18 protein-coding genes are annotated in these 19,622 nt (G+C 75.2%); 9 read left to right on the top strand and 9 right to left on the bottom strand.

Features of this window, described 5'->3' with window-relative positions; genetic code table 11:
• The first annotated feature begins 126 nt into the window (after positions 1-126).
• Positions 127-1,485, top strand: coding sequence for a replicative DNA helicase (gene dnaB / locus Acit_RS05645; RefSeq protein WP_248106800.1), 1,359 nt, complete (start codon positions 127-129; stop codon positions 1,483-1,485).
• On the opposite strand, the gene Acit_RS05640 is transcribed toward dnaB, so the two are convergent.
• Entirely contained in the window at positions 1,482-1,967 is a 486-nt protein-coding gene (locus Acit_RS05640; protein WP_248106799.1) for a Fur family transcriptional regulator, read from the bottom strand. The two genes, dnaB and Acit_RS05640, sit on opposite strands and share 4 nt — an antisense overlap.
• Positions 1,968-2,026: 59 nt before the next feature.
• On the opposite strand from Acit_RS05640, the gene nucS reads away from it, so the two are divergent.
• Positions 2,027-2,722, top strand: coding sequence for an endonuclease NucS (gene nucS / locus Acit_RS05635; protein ID WP_248106798.1), 696 nt, complete (start codon positions 2,027-2,029; stop codon positions 2,720-2,722).
• 57 nt (positions 2,723-2,779) lie between these two features.
• Complete coding sequence (locus Acit_RS12920; protein ID WP_282436357.1) at positions 2,780-4,678, top strand: FAD-binding protein; 1,899 nt, start codon at positions 2,780-2,782, stop codon at positions 4,676-4,678.
• On the opposite strand, the gene serB is transcribed toward Acit_RS12920, so the two are convergent.
• Positions 4,576-5,823: a phosphoserine phosphatase SerB gene (gene serB / locus Acit_RS05620; RefSeq protein ID WP_248106797.1), complete on the bottom strand. Its 1,248-nt coding sequence runs from the start codon at positions 5,821-5,823 to the stop codon at positions 4,576-4,578. The genes Acit_RS12920 and serB overlap by 103 nt on opposite strands.
• Positions 5,824-5,930: 107 nt before the next feature.
• Here serB and Acit_RS05615 point away from each other — a divergent pair, with 107 nt between their 5' ends.
• Together Acit_RS05615 and Acit_RS05610 are read left to right on the top strand one after the other, a co-directional pair.
• A complete protein-coding gene (locus tag Acit_RS05615) occupies positions 5,931-6,578 on the top strand; it encodes a DedA family protein (protein WP_248106789.1) in 648 nt (215 codons plus the stop codon).
• 12 nt (positions 6,579-6,590) lie between these two features.
• Positions 6,591-7,793: a 2'-deoxycytidine 5'-triphosphate deaminase gene (locus Acit_RS05610; protein WP_248106786.1), complete on the top strand. Its 1,203-nt coding sequence runs from the start codon at positions 6,591-6,593 to the stop codon at positions 7,791-7,793.
• On the opposite strand, the gene Acit_RS05605 is transcribed toward Acit_RS05610, so the two are convergent.
• Both Acit_RS05605 and Acit_RS05600 read right to left on the bottom strand, forming a co-directional pair.
• Positions 7,762-9,099, bottom strand: a complete 1,338-nt coding sequence (locus Acit_RS05605) for an MFS transporter (protein WP_248106783.1) — start codon at positions 9,097-9,099, stop codon at positions 7,762-7,764. The two genes, Acit_RS05610 and Acit_RS05605, sit on opposite strands and share 32 nt — an antisense overlap.
• A complete protein-coding gene (locus Acit_RS05600) occupies positions 9,096-9,860 on the bottom strand; it encodes a YwaF family protein (RefSeq protein ID WP_248106780.1) in 765 nt (254 codons plus the stop codon). Before Acit_RS05600 ends, Acit_RS05605 begins: the two co-directional genes overlap by 4 nt.
• A 126-nt stretch (positions 9,861-9,986) precedes the next feature.
• Between Acit_RS05600 and Acit_RS05595 the strand changes: the two genes are divergently transcribed.
• Positions 9,987-10,763 carry an SDR family NAD(P)-dependent oxidoreductase gene (locus Acit_RS05595; RefSeq protein ID WP_248106777.1) on the top strand — a complete coding sequence of 259 codons (777 nt, stop codon included), beginning with the start codon at positions 9,987-9,989 and terminating at the stop codon, positions 10,761-10,763.
• A gap of 14 nt (positions 10,764-10,777) precedes the next feature.
• Positions 10,778-12,244, top strand: a complete 1,467-nt coding sequence (locus Acit_RS05590; protein ID WP_248106774.1) for a DNA-methyltransferase — start codon at positions 10,778-10,780, stop codon at positions 12,242-12,244.
• Here Acit_RS05590 and Acit_RS05585 read toward each other — a convergent pair.
• Positions 12,198-13,214: an NAD(P)-dependent oxidoreductase gene (locus Acit_RS05585; RefSeq protein WP_248106772.1), complete on the bottom strand. Its 1,017-nt coding sequence runs from the start codon at positions 13,212-13,214 to the stop codon at positions 12,198-12,200. The two genes, Acit_RS05590 and Acit_RS05585, sit on opposite strands and share 47 nt — an antisense overlap.
• 21 nt (positions 13,215-13,235) lie before the next feature.
• On the opposite strand from Acit_RS05585, the gene Acit_RS05580 reads away from it, so the two are divergent.
• Complete coding sequence (locus tag Acit_RS05580) at positions 13,236-14,666, top strand: xylulokinase (protein WP_248106770.1); 1,431 nt, start codon at positions 13,236-13,238, stop codon at positions 14,664-14,666.
• On the opposite strand, the gene Acit_RS05575 is transcribed toward Acit_RS05580, so the two are convergent.
• Entirely contained in the window at positions 14,642-15,292 is a 651-nt protein-coding gene (locus tag Acit_RS05575) for a class II aldolase/adducin family protein (protein ID WP_248106768.1), read from the bottom strand. The two genes, Acit_RS05580 and Acit_RS05575, sit on opposite strands and share 25 nt — an antisense overlap.
• 185 nt (positions 15,293-15,477) lie before the next feature.
• Here Acit_RS05575 and Acit_RS05570 point away from each other — a divergent pair, with 185 nt between their 5' ends.
• On the top strand, positions 15,478-16,278 hold the full coding sequence (locus Acit_RS05570; RefSeq protein WP_248106765.1) for an ABC transporter ATP-binding protein: 801 nt from the start codon (positions 15,478-15,480) through the stop codon (positions 16,276-16,278).
• Here Acit_RS05570 and Acit_RS05565 read toward each other — a convergent pair.
• Genes Acit_RS05565 through Acit_RS05555 form a run of 3 tightly spaced genes read right to left on the bottom strand, consistent with a single transcriptional unit; the run spans position 16,275 to position 19,569 of the window.
• Complete coding sequence (locus tag Acit_RS05565; protein WP_248106764.1) at positions 16,275-17,162, bottom strand: aldo/keto reductase; 888 nt, start codon at positions 17,160-17,162, stop codon at positions 16,275-16,277. The genes Acit_RS05570 and Acit_RS05565 overlap by 4 nt on opposite strands.
• Positions 17,159-19,096 (bottom strand): ABC transporter ATP-binding protein, encoded by a 1,938-nt coding sequence (locus tag Acit_RS05560; protein ID WP_248106760.1) that lies wholly within the window; start codon positions 19,094-19,096, stop codon positions 17,159-17,161. The genes Acit_RS05565 and Acit_RS05560 overlap by 4 nt, the downstream gene beginning before the upstream one ends.
• Positions 19,093-19,569, bottom strand: a complete 477-nt coding sequence (locus Acit_RS05555) for a MarR family winged helix-turn-helix transcriptional regulator (RefSeq protein WP_248106757.1) — start codon at positions 19,567-19,569, stop codon at positions 19,093-19,095. Before Acit_RS05555 ends, Acit_RS05560 begins: the two co-directional genes overlap by 4 nt.
• Positions 19,570-19,622: the final 53 nt, after the last annotated feature.

Below are 19,622 nucleotides of genomic sequence, written 5' to 3'. Positions count from 1 at the left end.
CTGGCTGCGTGCGGAGCCCGCTGCGAGCGTCCACACCGTCGTCCACTGGGGAGTGCGAGATTTCCGCAGCTTTCTGCGGTCCTCCACTTCCTTTCCCCAGGCCGGCTCGGGCAGGGTGAGGAAACGATGGCGAACACCCTCGACGAGACCGCGACCCGTCGGGTCAGCAGCAGCCGAGTCCCTCCGCACAACCTCGAAGCCGAGGAGTCGGTGCTGGGGGCCATGCTCCTGTCCCGGGATGCCATTGCTGCTGCCCTGGAGCGTCTGCGAGCCGAGGACTTCTACAAGCCGGCCCACGGCGTGGTCTTCTCGGCCATCGCCAGCCTCTACGCCCGGGGTGAACCGGCCGACCCGGTGACGGTCACCGAGGAGCTGCGGCGGCAGGGCTTGATGGAGGCGGTCGGGGACCCGGCCCTGTTGGTGCGGCTGCAGGTCAGCACGCCGTCGACGGCGAACGCTGGCCACTACGCCCGAATCGTCGAGGAGCACGCCCTGCTGCGACGCCTGGTGGCGGTCGCCGGGGAGATCGCCGAACTCGGGTACTCGGTCCCCGAGGACGTGAGCGAGGCGGTGGATCGGGCCGAGTCCCTGGTGTTCGAAGTGGCCCAGCGCCGGGTCGTGGACACCTTGTCGCCCTTGCGGGAGCTGCTGGCGGCCAGCCTGGACCACCTCGAGCAGCTCTACGAGCGCGAGCAGACGGTCACCGGTGTGCCGACGGGCTACGTGGACCTCGACGAGCGCCTAGCCGGGTTGCAACCGTCGAACCTGGTGGTGGTCGGTGCCCGACCTTCGATGGGCAAGACCAGCTTCGCCCTGGGGATCGTACGGCACGCCGCCTTGGCCACCCGGAAGCCGGTGCTGCTGTTCTCCTTGGAGATGAGCCATCTGGAGCTGACCCAGCGGTTGCTGTGCGCCGAGGCCCGAGTGGACGCCAGCCGGATGCGGACCGGCCGGCTGCACGACAGCGACTGGCCGAAGATCTCCGACGCCATCGGACGGCTGGGCGACGCCCCGATCTTCATCGACGACAACCCGAACCTGACGGTCATGGACGTGCGGGCCAAGGCCCGTCGGCTGATGGCCAAAGAGGGGCTGGGCCTGGTGGTGGTCGACTACCTGCAGCTGATGACCGGCCGGGCCCGGGCGGAGAGCCGGCAGGTGGAGGTCTCGGAGATCAGCCGAGGCCTGAAGATCCTGGCTCGGGAGCTGAAGGTCCCGGTCGTGGCCCTCTCGCAGCTGTCCCGGAACCTGGAGATGCGCCAGGACAAGCGGCCGGTGCTGGCCGACCTGCGGGAGTCAGGGTCGATCGAGCAGGACGCGGACGTGGTCCTGTTCATCTATCGGGACGAGGTCTACAACCCGGACTCCCCGGACCGGGGCACAGCCGAGATCATCATCGCCAAGCATCGCAACGGGCCGGTGGGGGCGGTCCAGTTGGCCTTCGTCGACCACTACGCCCGGTTCGCCAACATCGCCCGGGTCTAGGCCCGGGTCGTCGCCGGGGCGCCCTCGGCGGTGGGTGCCTCCTGGCCCGCGCAGGTGCGACAGAGGCCAGGGACGGCGAAGTGCCGGGGACGGACCTCGAAGCCGTAGCGGTCCCGGGCGATGCGGGCCAGCTCGCCGAAGACGGTCTCGGGCACCTCGATCTGACGGCCGCAGCGGTCGCAGACCAGGTGCCCGTGGCGCTCGGTGGCGAGGTGATAGGTGGCGGCGCCGTGGCCCAGGTGGACGTGCTCCACCACCCCGAGGCGCTCGAGCTCCTCGAGGTTGCGGTACACGGTGGAACGGTGGACGGTCGGGTCCTCTCGGTGCACGGCGCTGACCAGCTCGTCGGCCGTCGGGTGGGTGCCGGACTCGAGCAAGCAGCGCACTACGAGGCGCCGGGAGGCGGTGACCCGTCCGCCGCGGTGGCGGAACAGCGCCAGGATGCCCTCGACGGTCTCGGGAGGAGCCAGGTCAGCGACCACGGTCGACACGCTAGTCACTGGGCTCCGAGCGGCCGTGCCGGCTGGGGCAGCATGGACCGGTGCGCCTGGTCATCGCCACCTGCGAGGTCCACTACGAGGGCCGGCTGCGCGCCGACCTGCCCCGGGGGCGGCGGCTCCTGGTGCTGAAGGCCGACGGGTCGGTGGCGGTCCACGCCGACGACGGGGCCTACAAGCCGCTGAACTGGATGGTGCCGCCGTGCACCGTGACCGAGGAGCCCGGCCGGTGGCTGGTCCAGGGAGCCAAGGGGGAGCGGCTGGAGATCCGGCTCTACGAGGTCCACCTGGACGTCACCCACGAGCTCGGACCCGAGCCCGGCCTGGCGAAGGACGGGGTGGAGGTCGAGCTCCAGGGCCACCTGGCCGAGCGGCCCTGGGTGCTCGAGGCCGGCCTGGAGCTCCTGGCCCGGGAGTACCGCACCCCGCTGGGCCCGGTCGACCTGCTCTGCCGGGACGCCAGCGGCGGCTTCGTGGCCGTCGAGGTCAAGCGTCGAGGCGAGCTGGCCAGCGTCGAGCAGCTGGATCGCTACCTGGCGGCGCTTCGGACCAGCGACGCCCGGCTGCGGCCCCTGCGGGGCCTGCTGGCGGCCGAGCGGGTCGCGCCGAACGCCCGTCGGCTCTGCGAGGCCCGGGGCATGGGCTGGCGGGAAGTGGACCTCGAGGCGCTGCGCCGCCAACCCGGCCGCACCCCGCGGCTCTTCGATGACCTGCCCGAGGAGGCCACCGGCGGGCACTGAGGGGCCGGGCCGCCCGAGGGGACGGCCGCACCCGGTCGGCACCCTAGGCTGCCGCCGATGCGGGTCGCGGTGCTCCTGAAGCAGGTCCCGGCGGCCGAGGCCCTGAGCCTCGGCCCGGACGGTCGCCTGGTGCGCCAGGGCGTGGCCCTCGAGGTCAACCCCTTCTGCCGCCGGGCCGTGGCCCAAGCCGTGGCCCTGGCCCGCCGAAGCGGGGGGACCTGCGTGGCCATGAGCCTTGGGCCCCCGAGTGCCGAGGCGGCGCTTCGGGAGGCCTTGGCATGCGGCGCCGACGAGGCCGTGCTGCTCAGCGACCCGAGCCTGGCCGGGTCCGACACCCTGGCCACCTCGGCGGCCCTGGTCGCCGCCCTGGACCGCCTCGGTCCCTTCGACCTGGTCCTGGTGGGCAAGAGCGCCGTGGACGCCGACACCGGCCAGGTCGGCCCGCAGGTGGCCGAGCGCCTGGGCTGGCCCTTCGTGCCCGCGGCGCGGGCCCTGCGGCTGGAGCCGCCGTCGGGTCTGGGACCGGCGCGGCTCTGGGCCCGCTGCGAGCTGGACGACGGCTGGCAGGAGGTCCGGGTCGCCCTCCCCGCGGTCCTGGCTGCCGCGGAGCGGCTCATCGACCCGTGCAAGCCCGACGCTGCGGCCCTGGCCGAGGTGGGGCCGGGGCGGGTGCGAGTGCTGGGTCCGGCTGCCCTCGGCCCGGGTCCCTTCGGTGCCGAGGGCAGCCGGACCCTGGTGCGCCGGGTGCGCCAGGCGCTCCGCCCCGCCCGGGCCCGCCAGGTCTTCCCCCTGGCCCGCCTGGAGGAAGCCGTCGAAGCCGTTCGTGCCCGGCTGGCCGAGACGGGCGGCGCCGGGGCCGCAAAACGGCCCGGGCCAGGGGAGCCGATGTCCGACCCTGGGGTTGCGCCGATCGGGGGCCGCCGTGGCGAGGCGAAGGAGGTGCCGACGGTGGCCGTCCTGGCCGAACCCGGCCGGCCGGCGGCCGTGGCTGGCCTGCTGAACCAGGCCGCGGCCCTCGCCTCAGCACTAGGCGCCGAGCTCGCCCTGGCCGGTCCGGCGCCGGCGGACAGCGAGCAGCCCGAGCCGGTCGGCGCCAACCGGCTGCTCGTCGTCGAAGGCCGTTGCGACCCGGCGGGCGTCGCTGCCGCGCTCGGCGCGCACTGGTGCGGCCCGGGTGGGCCGGCCCCGGCGGTGATCCTGGCCTTGGCCACCCAGTGGGGCCGGGAGGCCGCCGCCCGCCTCGCGGTGCGCCTCGGGGCCGGCTTGACCGGCGATGCCGTGGCCCTGACCCTGGACGGGGACCGGCTGGTGTGCTGGAAGCCCGAGCCGGCCGGGACGGCCATGGCCGAGGTGGTCGCCCTCGGGCCGATCCAGATGGCCACGGTCCGCCCCGGGGTGGGCGAGACCTCGGCGCACGGCCCCGGGGCGGGGGGTTCGGGGGTGCCGGTGGTCGAGCTCGTGCCGCCCGCTGACCGGGTGCCGACGCCCGTGGAGGTCCTGGGAGGGGGCCGGGACGACGACGTGGCGGCGCTCCTGCGGGCTCGACGGGTCTGCTGCGTGGGCCTGGGAGTGGACCCGGAGGACTACCCCCTGGTTCGCCGGTTGGCCGCCCGGATCGGGGCGGAGCTGGCCGGGACGCGGAAGGTGACCGACCGGGGCTGGCTGCCCCGGGCCCGCCAGGTGGGGGTGACGGGGCACAGCGTGGCTCCCGAGCTCTACCTGGCCGTGGGGCTCTCGGGGCGGACCAACCACGCGGTCGGGGCCCTGCGGGCCGGGACGGTCCTGGCGCTGAACGCCGACCCCGCAGCGCCCGTGTTCGAGTGGGCCGACGTGGGGATCGTCGGGGACTGGCGTCAGGCGCTGCCCAGACTGGCCGACGTCCTGGCCGAGACGCCCTCGGGGCGCTCGGGTTCGTCGGCCGCCTCGATCTCCGAACGGGGCACGCCGAGCAAGTAGAGGATGGGGTCGAGGTAGGGCACGTTCAAGGCGGCGTCCGCGGCGTCCTGGACCACGGCCTTCGCGTTGAAGGCGATACCGAGCCCGGCGACGCTCAGCATGTCGATGTCGTTGGCCCCGTCCCCAACGGCCACCGTCTGGGCCAGGGGGACGCCGGCCTCGGCGGCGAATCGGCGCAGGGCCTCCGCCTTGCCGGCCCGGTCGACGATCGGACCGAGCAGCCGGCCGGTCAGACGGCCGTCGGCCACCTCCAGCCGGTTGGCGGCCACGCGCCGGATCCCGAGGTCCGCGGCCATGGGTTCGATGACCTGGAGGAAGCCGCCGCTCACCACCGCGGTCTCGTAGCCCAGGCGGGCCAGGGTCCGGACCAGGGTGCGGGCCCCGGGGGTCAGCTCGAGGGACTGGCGGACCTCCTCGAGGGTGCTGGCCGGCAGGCCGGCCAGGAGCTGGACCCGGGCACGCAGCGCCTCGGCGAACTCCAGCTCGCCGGCCATCGCCGCCCGGGTGATCTCGGCCACCTGCTGGGCGCAGCCGGCTCGCTCCGCCAGCAGGTCGACGACCTCCTGGCGGATCAGGGTCGAGTCGACGTCCAGGACGATCAGGTGCCGGGCCCGGCGGTGCAGGCCGGCCCGCTGGACGGCCACGTCGATCCGCAGCCGGGCTGCTTCCTGGGCCACCTGGCGGCGCAGCTCGTCCGAGCCGGCGCCGGCCACGAGCAGCTCGTAGGAGACGACCGGCTGGTGGGCCAGCTGCACGATCCGCTCGACGTTCCCCCCGGCCCGGGCCACGGCACCGAAGACCCCGGCCAGTGCCGCAGCCGGCAGGGTCGGGGCCAGGACGGTCAGCCAGTGGTGGTGGTGCGGCGGCGGGGAGGCCCCGAGGTCGGTGGGGTTCACGGCCACCGCCAGACCCCACGTCGGGGTGAGGGGTGCCACCGCGTCCTGCAGCACCCCCTGGTCCACCCCGACGACCACGACCGCCAGGAGCAGCTGCCCGAAGATCGTGACCTGCTCGACGTCGAGCACGTCGGCACCAGCCTGCTCGAGGGCCGCGAAGAGGTCGGCGGCCGAGCCTGGTCGGTCCAGGCCGCTGACGGTGACCAGGAAGGCCCCTTCGGGGCGCTGGCGCGGGGGGTCTGGGGTCATGGTCGGACGGCCTCGGGCGCAGGTGACCCGAGGGGGCCAGCCTAGCCAGGGTCGGCTGGCTAGCCTGGCGGGGTGGCAGGTCCCCGGCTCGGCCCCCGCCCGGCCCGGTGAGCGCCCTCCCCCCGCTCCCGGGCATCTTCCGGCCGCTCGGCCCCCTGGTCTCCCAGGACGGCTACCTGGCAGTAGGCGGTCTGGTCCTCCTCGAGGACTTCGGCGTGCCGGTCCCCGGGGAGACGATCCTGGTCGTGGCCGCGGTCTTCGCCGGGGCCGGTCGGCTGTCGATCCTCGGGGTGGCCCTGGTCGGCTTCGCCGGGGCCCTCGTGGGGGACAGCGTCGGCTACCTGATCGGTCGGCTGGGCGGCCGGGCCCTCGTCCTCCGGCTCGGCCGCTTCGTCGGGCTGACCGAACGGCGCCTCGAGGAGGGCGAGGCCTTCGTCCGACGCCACGGGGCCCCGGTGGTCATCGTGGCCCGCTTCGTCGAGGGCCTGCGGCAGGCCAACGGCATCCTGGCCGGGGCCCTGGAGATGCCCTGGCTCACCCGCTTCCTGCCGGCCAACGCGCTCGGGGCGGCGCTCTGGGTGGGGCTGTGGACCACCGTGGGCTCCCTTGCCGGCCAGCACCTCGACGCCATCTACGGGGCCGTGGTCCACGCCGAGCTCGCCGCGGTCGTGGTGGCCGTGGTCGTCCTCGCCGCCGTGGTCGTCTGGCGGGTCCGTCGCCGCCGGCGGGAGCGAGCCGGCGAGCCACCCCGCTAGCCTGCGGCCCCGATGCCTGAGCCGCCTGGGTCCGCCGGCCCTGCCGCGGACCCGACCGCGCCGACCCCCGAGTGGCTCCCCCCGGGCGAGGGGGTGCTGCCCGCTCAGCTCCTCGAGGAGGCCCTGGCCCGTGGCGTGGTGGACGCCCCCGCCGACGACCCCGTGCCGGCAGCCAACGTCCAGCCGGCGAGCGTCGATCTGCGACTCGGGGATCGGGCCGTCCGGTTGCGCTGCAGCTTCCTCCCCGGGGACCACGAGGTGCTGGCCAAGCTCGAGGACTACGCCCTCGACGAGCTCGACCTCCGGGGCCGCGGAGCGGTCCTGGAACGGGGCCGGCCCTACCTGGTGGCCTTGAAGGAGCGGCTCGCCCTGCCGGCCAGGCTGCACGGCCGGGCCAACCCGAAGAGCTCGACCGGCCGGATCGACGTCTTCACCCGGGTCATCACCGACGGGGGGCGGCGCTTCGACGAGATCGCTCCTGGGTACCACGGGGGCCTCTACCTGGAGATCGTGCCCCTTTCCTTCCCCATCCGGGTTCGGGAGGACCTCAGCTTGAACCAGCTCCGGCTGGTGGCCGGCCGGGCCCGCCTGGACGACGAGGCGCTCCTGGCCCTCCACCGCAGCCAGCCCCTGCTCCTCCGGGAGGGTCGGGCGGTCCCGGCAGAGGAGTTGCTGGTGGCCGACGGCCTGTTCCTCGGCCTGGACCTCCAGGGGGACCCGGCCGGCAAGGTCGGCTACTGCGCCCGGGACTCTGCGCCCCTCTTGGACCTGGGCACCGACCAGGCGGTCGACCCCGACCTGTTCTTCGAACCGGTCTGCCGGGAGAAGGGCGACAGGATCGTCCTGTCCCCCAACCGCTTCTACCTCCTGCTCTCCCGGGAGGCGGTCTGCGTGCCCCCGGGGCTAGCCGCCGAGATGACCGCCTACGACCCCACGAGCGGCGAGCTCCGGAGCCACTACGCCGGGTTCTTCGACCCGGGGTTCGGCTGGGACCCGGCCCGCGGCCCGGTGGGTTCCCGGGCTGCGCTGGAGGTCCGGGCCCACGACGTGCCCTTCGTCGTCGAGGACGGCCAGCCGGTCTGCAAGCTGACCTTCGAGCGGCTCCTGGCCGAGCCCCGGGCCCTCTACGGCAGCGCCGTCGGCTCCTCCTACCAAGGACAGCGCGAGACCCTCGGGAAGTGGTTCACCGGTGCCCACCGGCCCCTCGGGGGCTAGGGGAGGAGGAGGGCTCTGGGGCCTCGGTCGGCCAGAGGGCCTCGGGCTCGGTGCCTCGGGTCTCGGGGAGCAGGAGGAACAGGGGCAAGCTGAGCAGCACCGGCAGGAAGGTCACGAGGGCCGCGTCGGCGAAACGGCCCGCGACGCTCTCCAGGGCCCCGAAGCACACCAGGCCGACCACCCCGCCGAGCACTTGGGCCGCCACCTGCCAGCCGGCCACCGACGCCCGCACCGGGGTCGGCAGCAGCTCGTTCGCCAGCGCGCCGGCTCCCGGGGCGAAGAGCGCCCCGGCCGCCACCCCGGCGATGTAGCCCAGGACCAGCCCCGGGGCCGAGCCGCTGTAGGCCAGGACCGCGGCAGCCACGATGCCGGCCATGGCGGTCGCCGCGGTCGGCCGGCGGCCCAGGCGATCGGCGAGGACCCGGCCGACCAGCAGGCCGCCAAGGCCCAGGGCCCCCGAGGCCACGACCATGCTGGCGGTGACCAGCCCCGACAGGTGCAGGACGTCTTGGGCGTAGAGGAACGTGAAGCTGTTGGCCGGCCCGGTCACCACCGACACGGCGAACGCCAAAGCCACGACCACCCCCAGGCGGCGCCGGTAGGGGCGGGCCACGGCCCCCAGGACCGGCAGGGCTGGCCCGATGTGGGCTGGCCCAGTTTGGGTGGGCCGGAGTCGGCGGAACCGGTCGGGCTCCTCGGCCCGTCGGGCGACGACGGGCAAGACGACCAGGGGCACGACGGCCAGAAGGAAGAGGCCCCGGAACCCGAGGGCGTCACCGGCCAGGCTGTTCAGGACGGCCGTCGAACCGGCCCCGACGGCGTAGGCCGCGGCCATGAGCGCCACGGCCTTTGCCCGGTCCTCGCTGGCGGTCTGCTCGGCACCCACCACGGTACTGAGCGCGGTGGTGGCCGAGAGGGCCGGTCGGCCGATGGCGAAGATGGCTACGAACCACCAGAAGCTGGGGCTCGCCGCGGCCGCTGCTGTGAGCAGCAGGCCGCTGGCGCAGCTCGTGACCAGGGTCCGGACCCGGCCCAGGCGGTCGGCCAGGCCCGCGAGGGGCAGGCCCCCAAGGGAGGCCAGGCGGATGACGGCCAGGCCCGCCCCCAGGGTGGTGCCCGAGAGGCCGGCCTCCTCCCGGAGGCTCAGGCCGCTGCCGGTCGCCTGCCCGAAGGCCCGGGCCACGTGGCCGAGGGCGGCCACCACGCCGAACTGACCGAAACCGGCGGCGAAAGCGACGACGGCCACCGCCAGGACGGCAGGGTCCTGCCAGCGGCGCAGCCGGAGCCCGGCCTCCGGGGTGCTCACCGCCGGGGGCTGGCAGCCGGCAGGCGGAGCGCGGGCGGCGCGCCGGCCGGCTGGTCCTGGGCGGCCCGGGCCGCACGGCGACGCTCGGCCCAGAACGGGAGGTCCAAGACGGTGAGGAGCACCACGGCCACTCCGGCAGCACCGGCGATGTACCAGGGCCAGGGTCCAAGGACCGACAGCAAGGTCCACTCCGGTGGGGGTTGGCGGAGGAACATGTAGTTCGCCCCGGTCAGGCCGTCGACGGTGCCGACCAGCGCGGTGTAGGCCAGGGTGAGTAGGAACACCCGCGGGGCGGCCCGACGCCGGGGATGGAGGCCGAAGCCGATCACCAAGAAGCAGGCGGCGAGCACGATGCCGGCGTGCCCGACGACGTACTCGAAGAAGGCCAGGTGCGGGAAGCCGACGTCCAGGTCGGGGGTCAGCAGGCCCTGGAGGGTGCCGGCTAGGCCCCAGAACCAGGTGATCTCCACCAGGAGGTGCTGGCGGCTGAGGCAGGCCGCGGCGGCCACGAGGACCCCCATGTCGCAGAGCGCCAGGGGAAGATCGGTCCGGGGATCGAAGTCCCCGGCCAGGATCTCGCTCACGACGAAACTGGCGGCATCGGCGAGCAGGACCAACCCGAGGGCGTCGGCCAGCCACACCCGCCATCGGCCCGGGCGGCGCAGCCCGGCCCAGCACACCCCGGCGATCGCCAGGGCCGTGGCGCCGACCGCTCCCCAGTAGGCGCCCGGGGAGACCACCGCCAGGACGCTCAGCTGCACCAGGGCCCCTGCCTCCTCGGAGGGCGACCACCCAGGGTTGGCCGCAGGCCAGACTCCCTCAGCCTAGGTCCTGGCGACCCGGCCAAGGGATCCACGGCCCCGGGAGCCGACGGCTAGCGTCGGGCCATGGCCGAGCGACCTGTGGCACTGGTGACCGGCGCCTCCTCGGGGATCGGCGAGCGCTTCGCCCGGCTCCTGGCGGCGGACGGGCACGACCTCGTGGTGGTGGCCCGCCGCCGTCCGGCCCTCGAGGCGCTGGCGAGAGCGCTCCACGAGGCCTACGGCACCGAGGTGGAGGTCCTGGTGGCCGACCTGGCCAGCGAGGAGGGCCTCCGAGCGGTCGAGGACCGCCTGGCCAGGGGGCCGGTGGAGACGGTGGTGAACAACGCCGGCTTCGGGTGGTACGGGCCGTACTGGGAGCAGCCCGAGGCGGTCGTGACGGAGATGGTGGCGGTGAACGTGGCCGCCGTCGCCCGGGTCGCCCGGGCGGCGCTTGGCCCCATGGTGGCCCGGCGCCGAGGGGGCCTCCTGAACGTGTCCTCCACGGCCAGCTTCGCGCCGGGACCCCGGGGCGCGCTCTACCACGCCACGAAAGCCTTCGTGACCTCCCTCAGCGAGGCCCTCCACGAGGAGGCCCGGCCCCACGGGGTGCGGGTGACCGCCCTCTGCCCGGGCTTCACCCCCACGGGCTTCCAGGAGCGGGCCCGGGTCAGCACCGTTCGAGTGCCGCGCTTCGCCGTGACCGACCCCGATCGGGTGGCCCGGGCCGGACTGGCGGCCCTGGCCCGCAACCAGGCCCTCTGCGTGCCCGGGGCGGCGAACGTGGCGGCCATGGTGGGCAGCCAGCTGGCTCCCCGCTCGGTGGTCCGGCGCATGGCCGGCCGGGTCCTCGAGTCCCTCTGAGCGGGCCGCTCGGCATGGCCGACGCGCTGCCCCAGGGGCCCCTGTCGCCGAGTCGGCCACCGTCCCGGGCGGTCCGGCGGCGGACCGCGACCTCGCGGTTCGGGGTGGGCCGACGGGAGAGCCACGACGCCACGGGCTTCTACGAGCGCTTCGAGCCGCCGGTGCTCTCGGCGGACGACACCGTCCTGCCGCCGCGGCCGGTCCCTGAGCCCTTCGTGGTGGGCGACGCCCGGCACATGCCCGAAGTGGAGGACGGCTCGGTGGCCCTCGTGGTCACCTCCCCGCCCTACTTCGCTGGCAAGGCCTACGAGGCCGAACTGGCCGCGGAAGGGGTGCCCGGCAGCTACCTCGAGTACCTGGGCCTCCTCGAGGCGGTCTTCGCCGAGTGCGTCCGCAAGCTCGAGCCCGGGGGGCGGCTGGCGGTGAACGTGGCCAACCTGGGCCGCCGGCCCTACCGGAGCCTCTCGGCCGACCTCACAGGCATCCTCCAGGACCGCCTCGGGCTGCTCCTTCGAGGCGAGATCGTCTGGCAGAAGGCGGCGGGGGCCAGCGGCTCGTGTGCCTGGGGCTCCTGGTGCTCGGCCGCCAACCCGGTGCTGCGGGACCTCACCGAACGGGTCGTGGTCGCCAGCAAGGGCCGCTTCGACCGGGCCCGGTCCCCGAGCCGCCGACGAACCGAGGGCCTGCCCTGGCGGAGCACCATGACGGCCGACGACTTCATGGAGCTGACCCTCGACGTCTGGCAGCTGCCCCCCGAGCGGGCCAGCCGGGTCGGCCACCCGGCTCCCTTCCCCGTCGAGCTGCCCGAGCGGCTCATCCGGCTCTACACCTACGAGGGCGACCTGGTCCTCGACCCCTTCATGGGCAGCGGCAGCACCCTCGTGGCCGCGGCCCGCCTGGGCCGACGCTACGTGGGCTACGACCTCGACCCGGCCTACGTGGCCCTGGCCCGGCGCCGCGTCGCCGAGGAGGGGACGCCGGAACCCCCGGGCGGCGCCGGGCCGGTCGCCGAGGAGACCGGCGTGGACGGCGGGGCGAAGCGGCTGGCCGAGCAGGTGCTTCGCGCCGTCGGCTTCCGGCTGCCCAGCCGCCGCCCGACCCTGGCCCGGGGGCAGGCCCTCGCCCCCGACCTCTGGGCCCTGGACCGACGGGACGGGCTCTGGGCGGTGGAGGTCGCCGGGAGCGACACGAGCACCCGAGGAGGCCTCCAGCGGCCCGAGGTGCTCTGGCGGACCCTGGGCCGGGCCGCAGTCCTCCGGGGTTGCCTGCCGCCCGAGGTGCCGCTCGTGGTCCTCACCCCCCGCCAGCCGGCCCCCCGCAGCGAGGGGGACCGGGCCCTTCGGGCCGTGGGCCCCGAGGTGCTCTTCGACGTGGTCGAGCTCCACTGCCCCCGGGCGCGGGCCCGCCTCGCGGCCTACGCCGCCGGACGGCCCCCTACCGCCCTGCCGGGTTTCTGGGACGGCCGAGTACCTCTGGGTTGAGGCACGTCGGAGGGGTGGCGCCCGCCAGGAGCTGGCAGAGCCCCTCGGCCACCATGGCCGTCTGCCGGACCTCGGTGTCGTAGGTGGCGCCGCCGATGTGGGGGCTCAAGACCACCTGGTCGAACCGGAGCAAGGGGTGGTCCGGGGGCAGCTGCTCGCCCTCCACGTGGTCCAGGCCGCAGGCCCCGAGATGACCGGAGGCCAGCGCGGCCACCAGGGCCTCGGTGTCCTGGAGCTGGGCCCGGGCGGTGTTGAGGTAGACGGCGCCGGGTCGCATGGCGGCGAACGCCTGGGCGTCGATCATCCCGGCGGTCTGCGGCGTCAAGGCCGCGTGGACCGAGACCACGTCGCTGCGGGCCAGCAGCTCCTCCAGCCCGAGGGGCGCCTCGGGCACCGCCGGGTCGCTCGCCAGGACCTCCATGCCGAGGCCCCGCAGGCGCCAGCGGACCGCCCGGCCCACCGCCCCGAGACCCACCAGGCCGACGGTCCGGCCGGCCAGCTCCCAGGCCCGGTGCCGCTGGTAGGGGATGGTGCCGCCGGCGAAGACCTGGCCCTGGCGCAGCTCCCGGTCCCCGACCACCAGGCGACGGGTGCAGGCCAGCAGCAGACCCACCGTCAGCTCGGCCACCGCGTCGGCGTTGCGGCCCGGGGTGTGCAGCACCGGCACCCCGGCGGCCGAAGCGGCGGCCAGGTCGACATTCGTCGGCTCGCCCCGGGTGACCGCCACGGCCCGCAGGGGCTGCTCGAAGACCGCCGGACCGCACTGGTCGGCCTCGACCACCAGCAGGTCGGCTCGGGCCTCGGCCACCCGCTCGGCCAGCTCGGCGTCCCCCGAGAGCCGCAGCGGCCGCTGCTCGATCCACGGTTCGAGCACCAGCTCGGCGAGCTCCTCGAGGACCCCCAGGGCCGGGCCCCGGAGGGGCGCGGTGACCAGGGCGCGGTGGCGGGCGAACGGGGGCGACGCGGCCATGGGCCCCATATTGTCCAGGGCATGGCCGGGGGCGCGGGCCAGGTGACCATCGGGGTGGACCTGGGGACCACGGCGGTCAAGGCGGTGGCCGCCGATCCCGAGGGTCGGGTCCTGGTCCGCCGGCGGGTCGCCCACGCGCTCTGGGACGAGCCGCCGGGCCGGCTCGAGGTCGACGCGGAGCAGGCCTGGCGCCAGGGACCGAGGCGGGCCCTCGCCGGGGTGCTCGAGTCCCTGGACCGCCGAGGCGGCGCCGAGATCCGGGCAGTCGGGGTCACCGGCATGGCCCCCTCCCTCACCGTCGTCGACGGCCGCGGGGTCCCCCAGCTCCCCGGAGTGCTCTACCTCGACCAGCGAGCCCTCGGCGAGGGTGGGGGGGAACACGCCGAGCTGCCCCCCGCCTTCCCGAGCCTGGCGGGGCTCGTCGCCTGGGCGACCGCCGAGGCCCCGGGCGCCGCCGGCTACTGGCCGGCCCAGGCGGTGGCCGGCGCCGCCCTCGGCGGGCCCGGTGCGGTCGACGGGGCGGTGGCCATGGCCGCCGGGGACCTCTGGGGGGCGGGCGGCTGGGTGGCCGAACGGCTCCGGCGCCTCGGTGCCGAGCCTGCGCAGCTCCCCGAGGTCCGGGGCATCGGGGAGGCGGCGGGAACGGCGAACCTCGGCCCCGGCCGTCCCCCGGTGCCCCTCGCGGCCGGCTCGGTCGACGTGCTCTGCGAACAGCTCGTCGCCGGGGTGGCCGAGCCCGGGGACCTGCTGGCCATCGGCGGGGCGAGCCTGGTGGTCTGGGTCGTCGCCGAGGCCGACCACCCGGTCCCCGCGGGCCTCTGGGCGGTGCCCCACCTCGTTCCCGGCCGGATCCTGGTGGGCGGGCCGACGAACGCCGGCGCGCTCTTCTGCGACTGGGCCTGCCGGCTCCTGGGCCTGCCCGGCCTGGGCCACCCGGACCAGCCGGCGGCGGTCGACGAGCCCCCGCCAGGCCGGGTGCCCCTCTGGCTGCCCTTCCCCCGAGGCGAGCGCCTCGGTGTCGCCCCTGCTGGCTTCCGGGCCGCACTGGTCGACCTGGCGGTGGGCCACGGGCCCAGGGCCCTCCGGCGATCGGTGGCCGAAGCCTCGGCCTTCATGGTCCGCCTCGTGGTCGAGGCGACGGGCGTTCCCCTCCGGCGGGTCCGGGCCACCGGTGGCCTGGCCGCCTCGACCACCTGGCTGACCGCGTTGGCCGAGGTCCTGGGCCGGTCGGTCGAGGCCGGTCCCCCTGAGGGCGCGGCCCTTGGCGCCGCCTACCTGGCGGCCATGGCCGCGGGTCGGGCCGAGCCGCTCGAAGGGGCAGCGGCCTGGGCCCGCACCGAGCGGACGGTCGAGCCCCGGCGCTCGTGGCTCGGACCCACGGCCGAGCGCTACCAGCGCTTCCGCCAGCTGCTCAGCGGAGCCGGGCTTCAGGAGGACCGAAGGGCCCGGTAGAGGGCACCGAAGTCGGCCAGGGTCCGGGCCGGCAGCCGGGCGGGCCCGCCGAGCATGGCGGCCCCGAGGGCCACCCAGGCCGTGCGCTCCACCGTGGCCGTCACCTCGAGGGCCTGGGCGGGGTCCCGCCCGATGGCGACGACGCCGTGGTTCGCGAGCAGCACGGCGGCCCGGCCGCTCAGCTGGGCCACGGCCCGCTCGGCCAGGGCGGGAGTGCCGCTCAGCGCGTACTCGGCCACCGGCACGTCCCCCCCGAGGGCGAGGACGGCCTCGTCGAGGCAGGCCGGGATCGGTCGGCGGGCAGCGGCGAACATCGAGGCGTGGGGGGCGTGGGAGTGGACCACCCCGCCGATCTCCGGGAAGGCCCGGTAGCAGGCCAGGTGCAGGGCGAGCTCCGAGGACGGGCTTCGCTCGCCCGCCAGCCGGTTGCCCACGAGGTCGACCTGCACCAGGTCGGCCGTGGTCATGGTCTCGTAGGGCAACGAGGAGGGGGTGACCCAGATCGTGCCGTCGGTCGCCCGGGCCGAGACGTTCCCGGACGTGCCGTCGACGAGGCCCCGGGCCGCCAGCTGCTGGGCCACGGCGAGGACTGCCGTCGTCGGATCGGCCACCCCGGCCACGGCCATCGCGTCCCTCCTCCTTTCGTGTCCCCTGGCCTCTGGCGCCGCCCGGTCGGGACGTGGGGCGTGGGTACCCCGGGCGCTCCCGGCAATGCACAACAACACACACAAACTCCACAACGCCCGAGCAGGTCCCGGAACCTCCTCCGGCGCGCCCGGGCGTGGGGCCTCGAGGGGGCAGACTAACCAGGGTGGCCGAGGAGAAGGGGCAGACGACCGAGCCCGACCGGCGAGCGCCGGTCCCCGGCCCCGGCGTGCCAGCCCTGGCGTTGGAAGCGGTCCACGCCGCCTACGGACCCTACCGGGCGCTCTTCGGGGTCTCCCTGGCGGTGTCTCCCGGTGGGGGCGTAGCGCTGATCGGGCCCAACGGCGCTGGCAAGTCGACGGTGGCCCGAGTGGCGAGCGGGCTGGTGGTCCCGAGCGCCGGCCGGGTCCTGCTGGACGGCGAGGACGTGACCGGTCGGCCGGCCCACGAGATCGCTCGGCGAGGTCTGGTCCACGTGCCCGAGGGGCGGGCGGTCTTCTCGTCGTTGAGCGTCGAGGAGAACCTGGTCCTGAGCTTCGCCGCTCGGGTGGGTCGGCGGGGGGTGGGGGCGGCCCTGGAGCGGGCCTACGCCGCGTTCCCGGTCCTGGCCGAACGGCGGCGACAGGAGGCGGGAACCCTTTCGGGTGGCCAGCAGCGCATCCTGTCGCTGGCGAAGGTCCTGGCCGTGGCCCCCCGCTGCCTGGTGGTGGACGAGCTCTCGCTGGGCCTGGCCCCGGTGATGGTCGACGCGGTCTACGAGGGCCTGGCCGCGGCCCGGGCGGCGGGCACGGCCGTGCTGGTGGTGGAGCAGCACGTGGAGCGGGCCCTCGGGGTGGTCGACGACGCGGTGGTGCTCGCCCAGGGTCGGGTCACCTGGCGAGGTCCGGCGGACCAGGCGCAGGCGGCGGCCGGCCTGGCACTGACGGGCGGCGGTGGGGACCCAGCGGAGTCCGGGTCGGAGGGCTAGGCCGCGTCGAGCTCGGCCCGCTGGGTCTCGTCCAACTGCAGGAGCGCGGCGCCACAGTTCTCCTCGAGGTGGGCCAGGGAGGCCGTGCCGGGAATGGGGAGCATGACCGGGGAGCGGGCGAGGAGCCAGGCGAGGGCCACTTGGGCCGGGGTCGCCCCGAGCTCGGTGGCCACCCGGTGGAGGGCCCCGCCGGGACGGGCGAGGGCCCCGTTGGCGAGGGGGAACCAGGGGATGAAGGCGATGCCCTGGCTGGCGCAGTACTCGAGGACCGGCTCGGCGGCCCGGTCGGCGAGGTTGTAGCGGTTCTGGACGCTGGCCACCGGGACGACCGCCTGGGCCGCCTGGATGGTGGGGACGTCGACCTCGGAGAGGCCCACGAGGCGGATCTTGCCCTCCTGCCGGAGCTCGGCGAGCACCCCGAACTGGTCGGCGGCGGGGACCTGGGGGTCGACGCGATGGAGCTGGAAGAGGTCGATGGCCTCGACGCCGAGGCGGCGGAGGCTGAGCTCGCACTGCTGGCGGAGGTACTCGGGGCGGCCGACGGGGTGCCACTGACCGGGCCCGGTCCGGACCAGGCCGGCCTTGGTGGCGATAAGGAGCTCGGGGGGGTAGGGGTGGAGGGCCTGGCGGATGAGCTCCTCGCTCACCGTGGGGCCGTAGGAGTCGGCGGTGTCGATGAGGTCGGCCCCGAGCTCGACGGCCCGGCGGAGCACCGCGATGCAGGCATCGGGGTCGGCCGGGGGACCCCAGACCCCTGGGCCGGTGAGCTGCATGGCCCCGAAGCCGAGGCGGTGGACGGTGCGGGTCCCGCTGAGGGCGAAGATGCCGGCGGCGTGGACCGGGCGGTCGGTGGTCGCGGGGGGAACGGACGGCGGTGTGGTCACCCCGTCGTTCTACCGGGCCCGACCGGTTCGGCCGACCGCTCCGCCTCGGGGTCCTGGTCGGCGAACTGGGTGCGGTAGAGGTCGGCGTAGAGGCCGTCGGCCGCGAGGAGGTCCTGGTGGCGGCCCCGCTCGACGATCCGGCCGTGGTCGAGGACGAGGATGAGGTCGGCCCGGCGGATGGTGGAGAGACGGTGGGCGATGACGAGGGCGGTCCGCCCGGCCAGGGCGCTGGCCAGGGCCTCTTGGACGGCCCGTTCGGACTCGGCGTCGAGGTGGGCGGTGGCCTCGTCGAGGACGACGACGTCGGGGGCCTTGAGGAGCAGGCGGGCGATGGCGATCCGCTGCTTCTCGCCGCCCGAGAGGCGGTAGCCGCGGTCGCCGACCATGGTGTCGAGGCCGTCGGGCAGGGACCGGACGAGGTCGGCGACCTGGGCGGCCTCGAGGGCGGCCCAGAGCTCGTGGTCGCTGGCGTCGGGCTTCGCGTAGCGGAGGTTCTCGCGGATGGTCTCGTGGAACAGGTGGGCGTCCTGGGTCACCACGCCGACGGCCGCCCGGACCGAGGCCAAGGTGGCGCGCCTGAGGTCCAGGCCGTTGATGCGGACGGTGCCGGCGGTGGGGTCGTAGAGGCGGGGCACGAGGTGGCTGATGGTGGTCTTGCCTGCTCCCGAAGGCCCGACCAGGGCGACGAGCTGGCCAGGACCGACCTCGAAGTCGACGTCGAAGAGGACCTGTTCGGCGGGGGCCTGGTCCAAGGTGGCGACGCTCTCCAGGGAGGCCAGGGAGACCTCGTCGGCTCGGGGGTAACGGAAGTCGACGTGCTCGAAACGGACGGCCGCCGGTCCCCGGGGCAGGTCGACGGCGTCCGGGGCGTCGGCCACCATGGGTTCGAGGTCGAGGACCTCGAAGATGCGGTCGAAGGAGACCAGGGCGGTCATGATGTCGACCTGGACGTTGGAGAGGCCGGTGAGGGGGACGTAGAGCCGGGTCAGGTAGGCGCTGAGGGCGACGACGGTGCCGACGAGGTAGACCCCGTGGGCGGCTTGGACCCCGCCCCAGCCGTAGGCGACGGCGGTGGCCAGGGAGGCGGTGAGGAGGAGGGCCACCATGAAGACCCGGGTGTACATGGCCTGGGTGACCCCGATGTCCCGGACCCGGCCGGCGCGGGCAGCGAAGGTGGCGGCCTCGTGCTCGGGATGCCCGAAGAGCCGGACGAGGAGGGCGCCGGCGACGTTGAATCGCTCGGTCATGGTGGAGGTCATGAGGGCGTTCAGGTTGTAGCTCTCCCGGGTGATGGCCTGGATGCGCCGGCCGACGAGCCGGGCGGGGACGAGGAAGACGGGGAGGAGGGCCAGGGCGACCAGGGTGATCTGCCAGGACAGGAGGAACATGGCGGCCAGCATGACCACGACGGTCACCGCGTTGGAGACCACCGAGGAGGCGGTGTCGGTGAAGGCCGACTGGGCGTCGAGCACGTCGTTGTTCAACCGGGAGACCAGAGCGCCGGTCTGGGTCCGGACGAAGAACGCCAGGGGCATGCGTTGGAGGTGCTCGAAGACCGTGGTCCGCAGGTCGTAGATGAGGCCCTCGCCGACGCGGGCGGAGATCCAGCGCTGCCAGAGGGACAGGGCGCTGTCGGCCAGGGCCAGCCCGGCCACGAGGCTGGCCAGGGCGACGATGACCCCGGTCCGCTTGGGCAGGATGCCGCGGTCGATGATGGCCTTGTAGACGAGGGGATTGGCCGCCCCGATGAGGGCGTCGAGGACGATCAGGACGAAGTAGACGGCCAGCATCCGCCGGTAGGGAGCGGCGAAGCGCAGGACCCGCCGGACGAGGCCCTTGGGCAGGGCCTGGCGGGTCACCGAGGGGTCCCGGCGGAACGATCGCATGAGGCCGTAGCCGGCGGCCGCGCCGCCCATGCCACCCCGGGGGCTCATCCGGGTTCCCCACCCGGGTCCGGCGGAGCGGGTTCGGCCAGGCGCGCCAGGAGGCCGGCCAGCTGCCGGCGCTCGGGGTCCCGCAGGTGGGCGAAGCAGGCCTGGGCCGCGGCCCGTCGGGCTCGCTGGACCTCGGCGAGAGTGCGCCGGCCCGCTGGGGTGGCCGCGACGAGGACCAGTCGGCGGTCCTGAGGGTCGATCCGGCGTGCCACCAGGCCGGCTTGGGCGAGGGCCCGGACGGCCGAGGTGGCCGAGCGGGGTTGGATGGCGAGGGCCTTGGCCAGCGCGCCCATGGCGAGGGGGCCTTCAGCCACGACGGCCTGGAGCGCTCGGGCCTCCCACGGGCTGAGGCCCAGGGGACCGAGCTCGGCGGCCAGGAGCCGGCGCCAACGGCGCCAGCTGGCGCTCAGAACCTCGGCCAGCAGCTCAGGGGTGACCGCGATGCGAGCCGCCACCGCGCCTCCCTGGTCCACGCGCCCAGCCTAGCATTCTCTGAGCTAACCTCAAGAACTTGCGGGAGGGCACG

Source organism: Aciditerrimonas ferrireducens, from assembly GCF_023130475.1.
GTDB lineage: Bacteria > Actinomycetota > Acidimicrobiia > Acidimicrobiales > UBA8190 > Aciditerrimonas > Aciditerrimonas ferrireducens.
Note: the sequence above shows the minus strand (reverse complement) of the source record. Positions and strands in the feature narration are given on the sequence as shown.